We start from the raw sequence: 13,821 nt of genomic DNA on the forward strand, positions 1-13,821 counted from the left end.
CAATTTCCATAAATCCAGTCACTCCAAGGTGTCATTTTACATAATATATTCAGACTATAACTATACCCATCCCAAAGTTCATAGCTGGCAAAGGCAAGGAGGGTTACACTACTTGAAGGAGAATGAATTTACTCACAAGCCATTATTAACCAAAAGAGAAAGAGAAGTATTTGAACTGCTAGTCCAAGACAAAACGACTAAGGAAATCGCCAGTGATTTATTCATAAGCGAAAAAACAGTTCGAAATCATATTTCTAATGCTATGCAGAAGCTGGGCGTGAAGGGGCGTTCACAGGCTGTTGTAGAGCTTCTAAGAATGGGAGAATTAGAGCTTTAATGTAGAAAGGTGACTCGCTAAATAGACAAAACCAAACGTAATCTTTCCTTTAAAATTAAAAGAAAAGATTGGGGATGTCTTATTTGGGTCACCTTTCGAATTAGTATAAGAATGATTCAATGATTTAGTAAATATCTTAAAAAGAAAAGTAAGTCTAAATTCAAACAATGCATAATCAAACATCTGCACCTCTTGGTAAGATACTAAATGTATCATCTAGGAAGTGCTTTTTTATCTATTTTTCTTTATTTAACATTCCGTTTTCTTGTAAAATTTCCACTAGCTCGGAATAAGGGACAGTTGAAGCATAGATGGCTTGATTTAGTGGCATGAACATTTCTTTGTTATCTATACTGTATACTAGTTTTGGTCTAATAACGGCATTACCTTTAGTTTGGTTAATATTTAGATTTATAGTAAATCTGTTCTCTTTCATTTTGTATAAAACATCCTGTGAAATTCCAGTTACTATATTTATTCTAGGATTATTTATTTCTATATCTTTAATAAGGATACTTGAGTCGCTTATATTATGAAGGTTAGTTGAATATTCAAAATTATTGTTATAATTATCTGTCCAATTCTCTAACAAAGTCCCACCCTTAATTTCAAGAAAACTATTGTTTAGTTGTTCTTCTTGTATTTCAAAGTTCCACTTTCCTAAAGTTTGGTTATATTCATTTTCTTCTGTAGTAATTGTTAATCTTAAATCATCTAAATTATGTTGACCCTCTTTTTCAGGAATTAGAGTAATATCAAGAATATATTGGTCAAAGTCTTTGAATTTATTTTTAGGGGTTAGCTCTAAATCTTTTACTTCTCCAATATGAAAGTTTTCTAATTTAATATTAGAGGATTTTAGCTCTGAATCAAAATCATATACGGGAATCTGGATTTTTACTTCCTCATTTTTATTTGCAAAGATATAGCTATCCCAAAAAGAATAAATAAGTATACCTTTTACGGATGAGAAGTTAAAGTCTTCTTCTTCACTTTGGTTAGCTTTGGAATTGCTATTTTTTAAAAAAACTAAAGAAAAAGTGCATAAAATTAATAATGAAATAATTAAATATAGGATTTTTTTATTCATATTTACCTCCTAATTTTTTTCAGGGGATAGCTGTTTTATATTTATTTATATTATTTAAATTCTAAAGTTAATTATAAAATTTCATCGAGTGTCGGTAACGTTGTAATCATAACTAAAGTTATCAAACTTTTTAGGATAAACATGTGCATAATCACTAGTCCAATAATGTGTAGAACCTTCATGTCTATAAGTACGCTGAGTTACCTTCCATTTATCATAACGTTTTCGATACATAATCGTCCATTCTTGGTTGCTTGGTGGTTCAACTGAGTAAGTAGCGGTTTTAGTATATGATGTACTAATGGAAAAACCTACTGAAGCATCGACTGCAGACTTGCTAACTTTTAATGTACCTGTATAAGAGTTAGAAACTCCTATTCTATCTGACCATGAAAGTCTTGATGGTCCCCACCCAGATGGACCTGCTATCCAACTTCCATATACATCACTTAATTGAGATTTTGAATAAATTCTCCATTCTGTAAACATATATGCATTTGGTGTTATGCCTCCAGTTCCTGTACCAATTGAAGGAATCAATATATTAGATTGTTGACTATCTTCAATAATTATTTCAGTTAGAACATAATCTGGGTCAACGATCTCCTCGAAAGTATCATCTTCAGCAGATACAATACTTTATTTTCAAAAGAAAAGCCTAAACATAATGTTAAAAGTGTTAAGAAAAGATAACTATTTAACTTATTCAAAAAATTTCCCCCTCAATATATAGCTAGACACCATATATTTACAGTTAAACATCAAGTATCTAAATTCCTTTTTTTACAAAAAAATCGTAAAAATTTACAATAGTATATATTAGTGATTATTCTATACTTTTGTTTAGACAAATAAAATATTCATATTTCCTTATTTTTCTATTATTCTGGTGATTTAGTGAAAAAAACAGATTTAAACAAAGAGAGTTTGAAAACTTTATCAGCTTTTTAGAAAATGAAGGGTATTTAGAACGTGTTTTAAGAGTAGGAGATTATTTTTCTATTAAACCAGCAGGGATAACTACAAAGGGAACGGAATAAATAAATTCTAATATAGATTACGAAAAGGACTATCCTAAATGACAGGGTCTTATCAAGTGGGTTCAAGTTGAAAAGGATTTATATTCTAATTCTTCAGATGAGGAATAAATGAACTGTGAAATACTAATTGTTTCAAAGCCTTAATAGATCACGTTTACACACCATCATAAAGATGGATGTACTTATGTGTTTTTAGTATGCAATAGGTATATATTCCCAATGTTATGCAGAAGCTGGGCGTGAAGGGGCGTTCACAGGCTGTTGTAGAGCTTCTAAGAATGGGAGAATTAGAGCTATAATAAAGAAGATGATCTCGTATAAGCGGGGAGGAAATTCCACTCCTTTGCCGCTTATATGGGTCATCTTCTTTTTAGTTTGTTTAATTGTTGACTTTAAAATAGGAAAGCTAAGTGAGAAAAAACTATAGAATGAGAAGAATGATAATAGAAGTTAGAAAATAAATACAAATAGATCATTAGACTTATTCTTAATGAGGACTGTTTTTATTTACCTTTGTCTTTTATTTGGCTGTCATTTTACCAATAAAAACCACGAGGAATTAGTCATCCCGTGGCTTTTTATTGTTTCCTTTTATAATTAATGCTTAAACGAGTTTCTAATTTGAAACTCCATTATCTTTTAAGAAAATTGTTTACATATTTTTGGGTGTTCCATGAATATACCCTGGAGCTTGTTCTAACTCGGGAGCTTGCCCTGTTCCAACAGGATTTTCTACATATTCAAATTGTCCCATGCCATCCATAGATGGACCTTTTGCCCATCTGCCAGCTTGACTTTCAGTACCTTCAGAACAGCTTATGAATTTATAAGCAACGTCAGATTTTTCGTACTGGCGATTAAAGGTACTTGGTACTACTTTGCCTTCTTTCTCTTCTAATTCTGCGATTGCGGCTAACCATTGGTTCTGATGCATGGTGTCACGTGCAATCAAGAAGGAAAGCATATCTCTTACACCTTTATCATCTGTCATTTCATATAGACGAACAACTTGGAGTCTTCCTTGTGATTCGGCATTTAGATTTGCTCTGAAGTCTGCAAGAAGATTTCCACTTGCAATGGTATAGCGAGCATTCCATGGATAGCCTGCGCTATCGTTTGGGCTAGCTCCTAAACCATTAACTATTGCATGCTGTGGATTCATTCCGCCCATAACGCTAGCAATTATTGGATCTTTGGCCGCCTGCTCTTGTTCCTCTACAGGAGCTTTGTCAAGTAATTGTGCAATCATGGTAGCTAGCATTTCAACATGAGCTATTTCTTCAGTACCTATATCTAAAAGCATATCTCGATATTTTTTTTCAGCTCTGCAATTCCAACCCTGAAATAAATATTGCATCATAACCGAAATTTCTCCAAATTGGCCACCTAACACTTCCTGAAGCTTTTTTGCATAAATAGGATCTGGTTTATCTGGTTTAGCTATGTATTGCAATTCTTTCACATGAAAAAACATCCTAACACCTCCAATTTTATCTTTAATATTATGAGGGAAATCATTCTTTTTATTCTGTTAGTTTTTTCCTGACAGGAATGGGAAAAGGGTAACACATTTACGATTTAATAATTGTAGATTATAATTGTAAATAAAGAAGATATGAAATTTGTCGGAAATTAATTATATTTGTATATTTATAAGTAGGAGTTGGAATCATGATGACTGAAGAGAAAAACGCAAAGGAATACTTAGAGAATATAGCTACAATCGAAAAGGATATGCGATACATATCTGGTATCATCAAACAAAAGGGGAGAGAAATATTAAGTAATTATACAATGACTCCTCCTCAATTTGTCGCCCTGCAATGGCTATTTGAAGAGGGAGATATGACAATAGGTGAATTGTCGAATAAAATGTTCCTTGCCTTTAGCACAACTACTGATTTAGTTGATCGCATGGAAAAAAATCAGTTAGTACAAAGGGTTAAGGATCCGAATGATCGCCGTGTGGTTCGTATTCATATGTTAGAAGAAGGGAAACGACTGATTGACGAAGTAATCAAAAAACGTCAAGGCTATCTTCAAGAGGTATTGAATGAGTATACAACAGAAGATATTGAAGAATTAAAGAAAAATTTCATGCGTTTACATCAAGTAATGCGAGAAAAATGAGGCGGTTTTTTTGGAAAGAGCAATAGGGGTTATAGATTCTGGAGTTGGTGGATTAACGGTCGCGAAGGAGATTATGCGTCAGCTTCCTTTTGAAAATATCGTATACTTAGGGGATACGGCAAGATGTCCATATGGGCCAAGAACGGGAGAAGAAGTGAAAAAATTCACTTGGGAAATGACTAGGTTCCTGTTGGGGAAAAATATTAAAATGCTTGTCATTGCATGTAATACGGCAACTGCTGTAGCATTGGAAGAAATTCGTGCAGAACTATCTATTCCTGTAATTGGCGTAATCATTCCAGGGGCACGAACAGCATTAAAGGTAACCAATAATAATTATATAGGTATGATTGGCACAATTGGAACTGTTCGAAGTCGAGCATATGAAAAAGCACTAAAGAAGATTAATAATCGAGTAAGAACAGTTAGTTTAGCATGCCCAAAATTTGTTCCTTTAGTGGAGAGCGGCGAATATGATGGTCCGGTAGCAAGGAAAATCGTGAAAGAAACACTTTGGCCTTTAAAAAGTAAAGAGATAGATACACTAATACTGGGCTGTACCCATTATCCGTTGTTGGCAAAAGTAATACGAGAAGAGATGGGGAATAAGGTAAAGGTGATTAGTTCAGGAGCAGAAACGGCACGTGAAGTTAGTACGATTTTAAACCATAATGACCAACTTGCTTCAGGAGAAAATATAGTAGAACATCATTTTTATACTACTGGTTCGAAAGATATTTTTGCGAGGATAGCTTCAAACTGGCTAAGTCAAAAAATAGATTCTGTTGAAACAATTAAATTGACATAATAAATCAAGACTGTCTTATAGGTACATCCACTGTCATTGTTTAGATATTTAAAGTGGATGAAAACCGGAAGATGGTCTTTTTTTTAAAAAAATCTCCTAAAGGCGGTCTAAAAATAATATAGGCTCGTATATATATTAGTACAAACTGTCTTAGGAGTGATGAAGATGTCTAAGAATAACAAATTGACCATAGTTTCAGCGGTTATCATATCATCTGTGTTGATCTCTGGTTGTAGCTTATTGGGAGATAAAGAAAACGTAGACCCACCTCAATCTACAACTTATGAGGATGATGCAGTTAAGGAAAATGCTGACCAAGAAACAACAGGTGAAGTTGCAGCAGAGGATACAATGCCTATTGAATTATATTTAATGGATAAATACGGTTATGTTGTCCCTCAAACATTAAACTTGCCAAAAACAAACTCGATTGCACAAGAAAGCCTTGAATATTTAGTTAAGGGTGGAAAGGTAACGGAAATGCTGCCAAATGATTTTCAGGCAGTTATTCCCCAAGATACAAAAATCAGTATAAATGTCGATGATGATAAAGTGGCTACTGTTGATTTTTCAAATGAGTTTAAAGAGTATGAGGCAAAGGATGAAGAGAAAATCTTACAATCTATCACATGGACATTGACACAGTTTGATTCCATTGATTCTGTAAAGCTATCTCTAAACGGTCATGCATTGACAGAAATGCCAGTAAATAAAACACCGATTCAAGGTGCTTTGACAAGAGCAGATGGCATAAATGTTAATACAGATGACGTGACAGATATAACAAATACAAAGCCATTGACTGTTTATTATATTGGCGGAGACTTAGATTCGTATTATTATGTTCCAGTAACAAAGCGTGTCAGCAATGGGGAAGAAAATAATGTAGCAGCAGCAGTAGGGGAGCTAATAGAAGGACCAGGTATGAGTGCGTCACCATCCTTAACGAGCTTATTACCTGAGGATGTTAAGTTATTAGACGATCCAGTAGTTGAAGATGGAAAGGTTACATTAAATTTCAATGAAAATATTTATTCAAGCGGACTAGATGGAGAAGAAAAGGTAGTCGCTGATGAGATATTAAATTCCTTAGTACTTTCTTTAACAGAACAAGAAGGCATTGAAAGTGTTGCTGTTACGGTTAATGGAGAGTCTGATTTAGTAAATGCAGAGGGTGAAAGCTTAACTAAACCAGTAACTCGTCCAGAAAATGTGAATACAGGTAGTTTTTAAGGTTAGTTTATGATGCGAAAGAAGCTTGGGTTCCTCCTAGGCTTCTTTTTATTTAGTGCAGAAAAATAATAAATTTATTACCTCATCATTACCATTTATATCTAATTATTGGAAAAAGCTTCACAAAACTGCCTTTTGAATTAAGGAAGAAAGGGTATATACTGTGTATATAGACACATTTTTTTTAGCGTAGTAAACTTAAGAATATAGTTTGTTTTATGTTAAAGTAAAGGAAATGACATTTTTGGTTAATTAAGGAGAATTATGATGAAAGAGATAATAATTGCAACAAAGAATACAGGTAAGGCGAAGGAATTTGTTCAAATGTTTTCGCCACTTGGCTATGAAGTAAAAACACTTTTAGACTTTCCAGATGTGCCGGATGTAGAGGAAACAGGAAGTACATTTGAAGAAAACGCTCTTCTCAAAGCAGAAACGATTTCTAAACTACTAAATCGTGTCGTTATTTCTGATGATTCTGGTCTTGTGGTAGATGCTTTAAATGGTAGACCAGGAGTATACTCTGCTCGATATGCTGGAGAACAAAAAAACGATCAAGACAATATGGATAAGGTTTTACGTGAATTAGAGGGAATTCCAACAGAAGAAAGAACAGCTCGCTTCTGCTGTACATTAGCGGTTGCTATTCCAAATGAAGCCTCTCTAACATTTACTGGCACCTGTGAAGGGGTTATATTGGAGGAAAGAAGAGGAGAATATGGATTTGGTTATGATCCGATCTTTTATGTAGTAGAGGAGAAAAAGGCGATGGCTGAATTGCCTCCAGAAGTAAAAAATAATATTAGTCACCGTGCAAATGCATTGAAAAAACTAAAAGAACAGTTACCTGCTGTTTTTAAGGAAGGGAACTAGGATGAAGGTTTTGATTGTTAGTGACAGTCATGGTTTGGTATCCGAATTAGGTGTTTTAAAGAAAAGACATGGAAAAGAAGTAGACTTATTTCTACATTGTGGCGATTCAGAATTAGCTGCAAGCGAAGATGTGATGGAGGGCTATATTACCGTTCAAGGTAACTGTGATTATGAGGACAAATATCCAACCGAAACAATTCAAGAAATCGCTGGAAAAAAGATTTTTTTAACGCATGGGCACCTATATGGTGTAAAGTCTTCTCTTAATAGCCTATTGTATAAAGCAAAGGAAGTACAGGCAGACATCGCTTGCTTTGGTCATTCTCATTATTTAGGGATGGAAGTAGTTGATGATGTTTTATTCATCAATCCTGGTAGTTTGCGTCTGCCTAGGGGAAGAATGGAACAAACATATGTGATTTTAACGATTGAGCGTGATCGGTTAGAGACTGAGGTCTATGATTTTCATAAAGGTTTACTTCCAGAATTAAAGAATGATTTTTCTCTTTAGTATGATTTTTCCTAATGAGGAGAAAAAAATTCCTCATTAGGAAAAAAACTTTAATTAACTATTGACTTTGTTTTTCTATAGTCATATAATAATTATTGTCCTCATTAGGACTAAAGCAAATACATAACATGTCCCAGTAGCTCAGCTGGATAGAGCAACGGCCTTCTAAGCCGTCGGTCGGGAGTTCGAATCTCTCCTGGGACGTATTTTTATAAACTTAAATTATTTTAAGTATATTTTAATAGATTATTTTCAACTTAGTAACACTTAAATTATAGGTATTATAAAGAAAGACTATGATTTTTTAAAAGGTTATGATACAATACTTTAGGTAGCTGTTTCGAAAATAATCAAATAAACCATGTCCCAGTAGCTCAGCTGGATAGAGCAACGGCCTTCTAAGCCGTCGGTCGGGAGTTCGAATCTCTCCTGGGACGCCATACTACATACCAAATGAAACGCAATTTTTCAACCTCTTATATCGTTTAGTGAAACGGTCAGTATAACGGTCATGTAAGAAATTACACCCATTATTGACTTGAATCATTTACGATATAGGGGGTTTTTTTGTATGACTAAAAGAAAAGGATTATTAGATGTTGAAGTGGATGTAAAAGGATTATTAGATGGATTAACTGTTACCAGTTCAACCGCCTCTAAAGCAAAAATAAAACAGACTGAGGTATTAAATGACTCGATGTTGATTTCTAGTGCTTTAGAAACCATTACAAGGCAAATGAAGGTAAGCGGTAATAGAAGCCGAACTATAAGTGATTATGTCCTTCATATAGAGCATTTTCAAAGCGTAACAAATGTAGTCCATGTTTCAGATATTACTGCCGATACCATTTACAAATGGTTAGATACCATGGAAGTAAGTAATCAAACCAAACTCACTCGTTTGAAATGTCTAAAGGCTTTTCTCTCACGCTGTTTTGATAACGGTTGGATTGATATCAAGTTTTGGAAAACCATTAACATTAAAGTGGACCAAAAGGTTAAAGAAGGTGCTACAGAGCGTGATGTTAAAGTATTGCTCTCTTTACTAGACTTAAGCAATTTCATCCAGCTAAGGGATGCTGTAGCCGTTCTAGTGATGTTTAAAACAGGTATTAGAATTAATACATTGACTCAACTTGAAGAACGTCATATAGACTTCAATAACAATGTGCTAAATTTGGAAGGAAGCATTATGAAAAATCATCAACAAATTAAATTACCTTTTGATGACTTACTTAAAAAACTGTTAGAGGTTCTTATAAAGCAAAATGCGGTGATTAGAAGGGAATATGGCAAGAAGAATAGCTTGTTGTTTATTACCAAGTACGGTGATGTTATATCAACCTCACCAACACATAATAACATCCAGAAACGACTAAATAAGTATTCCAAGATGTGTGGTTTGAAGAACATCAATCCTCATGCCTTAAGAAGAGGTTTTGCAAAATCATTGCTTGATAAAGGGGCAAATGTTGCTGTGATATCTAAGGCATTGGGACATAGCGATATATCGGTCACAACTAAATACTTGTACTTAGATGTCGATGAAGTAGCAAATGACCTTCGTGCTTATTTGTAAGCAGTCCTCATTAAAAGGAAAGACAGAAGAGGGAGAGAACCATTTTAAAGCTTGAGCGAATCTTCCCTCTACTTGATTTTTTGTCATAAACCTGCTCCGCAAATGTATTGGAATAAACAATTTATATCTCATTTACATATCAAATGATACTTGCTCCATCTTAGAAACTGCCTTAGATTTCCTTTTCAGTACCTTGCGTTCCTGATTCAATAATGGGGTAAACAGGTTTTCATAATCCTTATCTCTAATAATCTCGATAAAAGGATGCTCTAGGGACATTTGATTTTCCAAACTAAAAATGTAGTTGAATACCTTCTCTACCTTCTCTCTAGCTTGAATATAAGATGAATCAACTGCATCATGTATTATTCTGTGAATGGTTTCTGTCTTTTTACTGTTAGGAACATCACCTAAGCCAATAGCACGTTCAAGGTTAGGGACTGAGCCAAAGATTCTAGTAGAATCCTCTTTTAATGCGTATATGTTATAACAGTTTGTTTGTTGAGCTTTCAGCGTTGAATGTGTAAATCTCTCGTGATTGTCTATATCATGCAAGATGTAATATCTGGTGTTAAATTGGTTAAGAATTTTCATGAGGGAGCAGATTGTTGCCTTGCCTCTTGCCCTAATGACGTGTATGTTTAAACCACGCTCTTTAATAAAGTGCTTAAATGCAACATATTCAGTGTCGCCTTCTACAACAATTATCTTATCAGCAAAGAAGAATTCGTTGACATACGAATCCGCATAATTCAAGAGCTTCATGTTTTTTATATCATCTTCGTCAAACTGGGAGCTGGATGATTGATAAAGCTCAATGGCTTCGGTTTTTCCAATTCTAAATACCTGAATAGTAGTATGGTTCTCAGAAAGGTCAATTAGCACAGGAGAGTGGGTAGAGATAATTAATGGCATCCTACTTCCAATAGCATAAAGCGACCTACTTAAAGCTCTAACAGCTTCTGGGTGTAAAAATGCTTCTGGCTCATCGATAAGTAGCATTTTTTGCGTGCTGTTTGTTCCCATCAATCCTTGTTCAATCATGTTTTGGATGATGTAAATTAAACTCATTCTTTGTATTCCTGTACCTTGTGTAGAGAGGGGCATATCACTGCTGTGCATGTTTCCTATTAGTACGCTAGAGCTAGTAGACTTGACTATATCAGATACTGAAAAGCCGTTGCTTTCTCCACCTTGAACTGAAAGCTGAAGAGAGCTATTTGAAAATACACTTTGTAAACTTTTTGATACGCTATCACTAACATTTGAGAGTGAAAAATCAGTCTTGCTTTTTAATTTCTTTAATAATCTAGGGATTGAGCTTTTTAACTCTAAGTATTCGCTCTTAATTGCTTGAAGTTCTTCTTCATCAAATTCTTCCATTTCCAACTTGCTTAATTCTGCTGTAATTATCTGCGAGTAAATTTCTTGAACCTGCTTGTCAATTTCTTCAGTAGTCATATAAGGTGTGATGTAATAAGGGCTATTTGCCAAAATTTCATCTAATGTTTCTTTCAGCTCATGAGTTCGTTTAATTTCAGTACCTTGCGTATCAAAGTATTTTCCATTATCATTCGAATACTTTTTCACAATGGTTACTGTTTCTCCAGTCTCGCTGTCGACAACAAACTCAGCTTCTAATTCAATGGTTTTGTTCTCGTCTTGGTTGGAGTAGCACTCAACTGGTATCTTCGCTTTAGCGGTAGTAGGAAGGTAAAACTGGTTAATTGCTTCTAGAAATGTTGACTTACCTGTATTGTTTCTACCTGTCAAAATAACAATGTTCTCACTGGAAAAATCAATGCTGAACTTTGTATTAAAGACTTTGTAGTTTAAAACACTGAACTTTTTCAGTCGCATGGAAACACCCCTAATATGTAAATGTATCTAAAACAATTGTCCTAATTATAACAATAAATTACATAAAAACCCATAATATTCTATAATTTTTGATTTATCAATGAATAATCTGGAGGATACTGGTTCGTAGAGCATTCGGTCACATAGCTGCTCTCTTTTTACATATATTGTTTAAGGATAATGTAATAATTACCATGAGGTAATTTGTGGAAGCATTTTGGAGACAAGTAGATAATATCCCTTGATATTCAAGCTTTCAATAGCTAATTGGTGGTTTTAGTGAGTTGTTTCAACACTAAACATCTAATCTGATACAATGCCAATGTAATCTTTTCACCATGAATGGGTGGGAAATCGCTCATCTAATTTCAATTGAATCTGTTTATTGCTCTTAGTGCCGAATTGATTGGGATTCCACAAATTACCTATAAAAAGTTCTTGGTTAGCACTTTTGCCAGATTCCTTAGCATTTTCCTAAAGGATTTGATGCAAATAGGCAAATTTGGGTTTGATATAATAGAAGTATCAACTGCAATAAAGATTGATATCCCAAGGTGAATGGGTGGTTAAGTAATTAGACAATAGTTACAGGATTTAGCTCAGAAGGTAAACTAAAATCTTGCTCAAACCATTGATATCGTAGGATTGAAATTGGATTAAGGTGTTATATTCATCGGTAGAGTTGAGTAGAAAGAACAATGGGCAATCGCTTCGCTCACTGCTACGCCTCCCTACGGTCGTTGTTTGGGACGCTCCCTGTGGTCACTTCGCCACCTAAAGGTGACGACCCTATCAATCTCAATCTGTAAAAAATTACCTGAAATGCTTGTAATATCAAGGGCAATTAAGGGTTTAAAAAATCGTGCAACTTTTAACATAATATTAATTCATATACCCTTATTTATATTACGACAAAAGATGCACGATTTTTACCAATCTAAATCAAAAGCAAAAACACTAACTAAACTATGAAAGGGGAGAATTAAATGTGGTGTATCATCTGATGCACCGCCTCTATTGAAAAGGAAGATGAAAAGTGGAAAAAATATTTACATTAGCGGAATTGGTTGAGGAATACGGGACAGAGGTTCAAAAGGAATCATTCGAGAATAATGGGAATCTTAATAGACGTTCATTTGATTCAATAATCAAACGTGTTGAGCAAGATTGGGAATCCGTCAAAGAAGAAGGCAGAGGCTCGAAACGGAAAATCAAATGCAGTGGAAAACTTGAAGATAAAGCTATGAAGAAAGACGGTCGTGTAAGAAGCGGTCGTCAACAAGTTGAACATAGAATTCCAATGGATGTAATTGTAGCCACTCACTTAGAATATGATATGACGCAACAAGCAAGTATGAGTCTAGGAAAATGGGCAGTTGAATTTGGATTAATTACTGAACTTGAATATGACCTATTACGTTCTAGACACAGTAGTAAGCTTCGTCAGAAACACATTGATAAGGCAATTCAAAGTGGAACCCTTGAAGAAGACCAAACGAAGCTATTAGATGAGTTTACACAGCACTGCCTTGAAATATATGGGCAATTGGTTAAGACCTTAGAGCATATGGAAAAATGCGGTATCATTTTATTCTATGAGAACTGGATGGCATATGGCAAAGATGGGAAGGTCAGTATCAATCCCGAAATTATGAAGAAGATTCTAAAGGCTAGACGAGAATTGATGAAGAAACATGAGGTTGTTGAATTCAACCTAACTGCACATCGAAATGCTAAAAAGGTTAAAAACTTCAATCGTGAATGGAAAGAGACATTAGCAGAAGTTAAGGACGAAAATGGTAATAAATTAGGAATCAAGTATTACTGGAAAGAATACGCAGTGATATTAAAGGCTTCAAGTAAAGCGGTACAGCGATATCTTGAAACATACTGTGTCGATTCCCTAGAAGTCTATGTCAATGATAAAGACCTATTCATAAACGAAAATGTAGCGGACTATGAACTAAAGCGTAAGGTTAATATCATGAAGAAGGCTGAGAAACGTCACAAGCAGAAGCTTCAGGAATACAAGGAGCAGAAAATTAGCTTTGCCACTGCAGAAGACGAAGAATGGATTAGATTCTTCTACACACAACAGGAACTTGAGGATATTGTAGCAGGATATGACTTAGGCGTTAAGAGGTTGCACCTTCAGAATCTGTATATGGAGCGGATGGGACAGCTATTCGAATTGTATAACATAAAAGGCTATAACAATAAAAAACACTTAGAATGAACTGACCTAGCCAAATGAGACATATATAAAACACCTATCCATATTAAATTTAACACTTTTTCATTAATTTGATATTGGTTCTTTACTGGAAATAGTTCAGGCACTTTGTCACTTTACTTGGAGC

12 protein-coding genes, 2 tRNA genes and 1 pseudogene are annotated in these 13,821 nt (G+C 34.5%); 11 read left to right on the plus strand and 4 right to left on the minus strand.

Features of this window, described 5'->3' with window-relative positions:
- The first annotated feature begins 112 nt into the window (after positions 1-112).
- A complete protein-coding gene (gene gerE, locus QQZ16_RS08035; protein ID WP_016201768.1) occupies positions 113-337 on the plus strand; it encodes a spore germination transcription factor GerE in 225 nt (74 codons plus the stop codon).
- Between the two features lie 235 nt (positions 338-572).
- Here the strand turns inward: gerE and QQZ16_RS08040 are convergent, their stop codons facing one another.
- A complete protein-coding gene (locus tag QQZ16_RS08040) occupies positions 573-1,427 on the minus strand; it encodes a hypothetical protein (RefSeq protein ID WP_031534761.1) in 855 nt (284 codons plus the stop codon).
- A gap of 81 nt (positions 1,428-1,508) precedes the next feature.
- Positions 1,509-1,967: a hypothetical protein gene (locus tag QQZ16_RS08045; RefSeq protein WP_235247846.1), complete on the minus strand. Its 459-nt coding sequence runs from the start codon at positions 1,965-1,967 to the stop codon at positions 1,509-1,511.
- A 709-nt stretch (positions 1,968-2,676) separates the two neighbouring features.
- On the opposite strand from QQZ16_RS08045, the pseudogene QQZ16_RS08050 reads away from it, so the two are divergent.
- A pseudogene (locus QQZ16_RS08050) lies at positions 2,677-2,766 on the plus strand (DNA-binding response regulator); the annotation flags it as partial.
- Between the two features lie 353 nt (positions 2,767-3,119).
- Here QQZ16_RS08050 and QQZ16_RS08055 read toward each other — a convergent pair.
- Entirely contained in the window at positions 3,120-3,941 is an 822-nt protein-coding gene (locus QQZ16_RS08055; RefSeq protein WP_235247844.1) for a manganese catalase family protein, read from the minus strand.
- 197 nt (positions 3,942-4,138) lie between these two features.
- On the opposite strand from QQZ16_RS08055, the gene QQZ16_RS08060 reads away from it, so the two are divergent.
- From QQZ16_RS08060 to QQZ16_RS08095, 8 genes are all read left to right on the plus strand, one after another.
- Positions 4,139-4,597 carry a MarR family winged helix-turn-helix transcriptional regulator gene (locus QQZ16_RS08060; RefSeq protein ID WP_235247837.1) on the plus strand — a complete coding sequence of 153 codons (459 nt, stop codon included), beginning with the start codon at positions 4,139-4,141 and terminating at the stop codon, positions 4,595-4,597.
- A gap of 10 nt (positions 4,598-4,607) precedes the next feature.
- Positions 4,608-5,405 carry a glutamate racemase gene (racE, locus tag QQZ16_RS08065; RefSeq protein ID WP_235247835.1) on the plus strand — a complete coding sequence of 266 codons (798 nt, stop codon included), beginning with the start codon at positions 4,608-4,610 and terminating at the stop codon, positions 5,403-5,405.
- A gap of 165 nt (positions 5,406-5,570) precedes the next feature.
- On the plus strand, positions 5,571-6,638 hold the full coding sequence (locus QQZ16_RS08070) for a GerMN domain-containing protein (RefSeq protein WP_235247833.1): 1,068 nt from the start codon (positions 5,571-5,573) through the stop codon (positions 6,636-6,638).
- A 267-nt stretch (positions 6,639-6,905) separates the two neighbouring features.
- Positions 6,906-7,511: an XTP/dITP diphosphatase gene (locus QQZ16_RS08075; RefSeq protein ID WP_235247831.1), complete on the plus strand. Its 606-nt coding sequence runs from the start codon at positions 6,906-6,908 to the stop codon at positions 7,509-7,511.
- A 1-nt stretch (position 7,512) separates the two neighbouring features.
- Positions 7,513-8,022: a metallophosphoesterase family protein gene (locus QQZ16_RS08080; RefSeq protein ID WP_031534748.1), complete on the plus strand. Its 510-nt coding sequence runs from the start codon at positions 7,513-7,515 to the stop codon at positions 8,020-8,022.
- 130 nt (positions 8,023-8,152) lie between these two features.
- Positions 8,153-8,226 (plus strand) — tRNA-Arg (locus tag QQZ16_RS08085).
- A 159-nt stretch (positions 8,227-8,385) separates the two neighbouring features.
- Positions 8,386-8,462: transfer RNA gene (locus QQZ16_RS08090), tRNA-Arg, on the plus strand.
- 131 nt (positions 8,463-8,593) lie between these two features.
- Positions 8,594-9,601 carry a tyrosine-type recombinase/integrase gene (locus QQZ16_RS08095; RefSeq protein ID WP_235247821.1) on the plus strand — a complete coding sequence of 336 codons (1,008 nt, stop codon included), beginning with the start codon at positions 8,594-8,596 and terminating at the stop codon, positions 9,599-9,601.
- 132 nt (positions 9,602-9,733) lie between these two features.
- Here QQZ16_RS08095 and QQZ16_RS08100 read toward each other — a convergent pair whose 3' ends face one another.
- A complete protein-coding gene (locus QQZ16_RS08100; RefSeq protein WP_235247819.1) occupies positions 9,734-11,461 on the minus strand; it encodes an ATP-dependent nuclease in 1,728 nt (575 codons plus the stop codon).
- 1,036 nt (positions 11,462-12,497) lie between these two features.
- Between QQZ16_RS08100 and QQZ16_RS08105 the strand changes: the two genes are divergently transcribed.
- Positions 12,498-13,697, plus strand: a complete 1,200-nt coding sequence (locus QQZ16_RS08105; RefSeq protein ID WP_284561259.1) for a hypothetical protein — start codon at positions 12,498-12,500, stop codon at positions 13,695-13,697.
- Positions 13,698-13,821: the final 124 nt, after the last annotated feature.

Source organism: Bacillus sp. T2.9-1, from assembly GCF_950097965.1.
GTDB lineage: Bacteria > Bacillota > Bacilli > Bacillales > Cytobacillaceae > Niallia > Niallia hominis.

Bases quoted from the DNA above. Each gene is read 5' to 3' on its own strand.
- QQZ16_RS08040 (WP_031534761.1), bottom strand. From the start codon at position 1,427: ATGAATAAAAAAATCCTATATTTAATTATTTCATTATTAATTTTATGC.
- QQZ16_RS08055 (WP_235247844.1), bottom strand. From the start codon at position 3,941: ATGTTTTTTCATGTGAAAGAATTGCAATACATAGCTAAACCAGATAAA.
- QQZ16_RS08060 (WP_235247837.1), top strand. From the start codon at position 4,139: ATGATGACTGAAGAGAAAAACGCAAAGGAATACTTAGAGAATATAGCT.
- QQZ16_RS08070 (WP_235247833.1), top strand. From the start codon at position 5,571: ATGTCTAAGAATAACAAATTGACCATAGTTTCAGCGGTTATCATATCA.
- QQZ16_RS08075 (WP_235247831.1), top strand. From the start codon at position 6,906: ATGAAAGAGATAATAATTGCAACAAAGAATACAGGTAAGGCGAAGGAA.
- QQZ16_RS08080 (WP_031534748.1), top strand. From the start codon at position 7,513: ATGAAGGTTTTGATTGTTAGTGACAGTCATGGTTTGGTATCCGAATTA.
- QQZ16_RS08095 (WP_235247821.1), top strand. From the start codon at position 8,594: ATGACTAAAAGAAAAGGATTATTAGATGTTGAAGTGGATGTAAAAGGA.
- QQZ16_RS08100 (WP_235247819.1), bottom strand. From the start codon at position 11,461: ATGCGACTGAAAAAGTTCAGTGTTTTAAACTACAAAGTCTTTAATACA.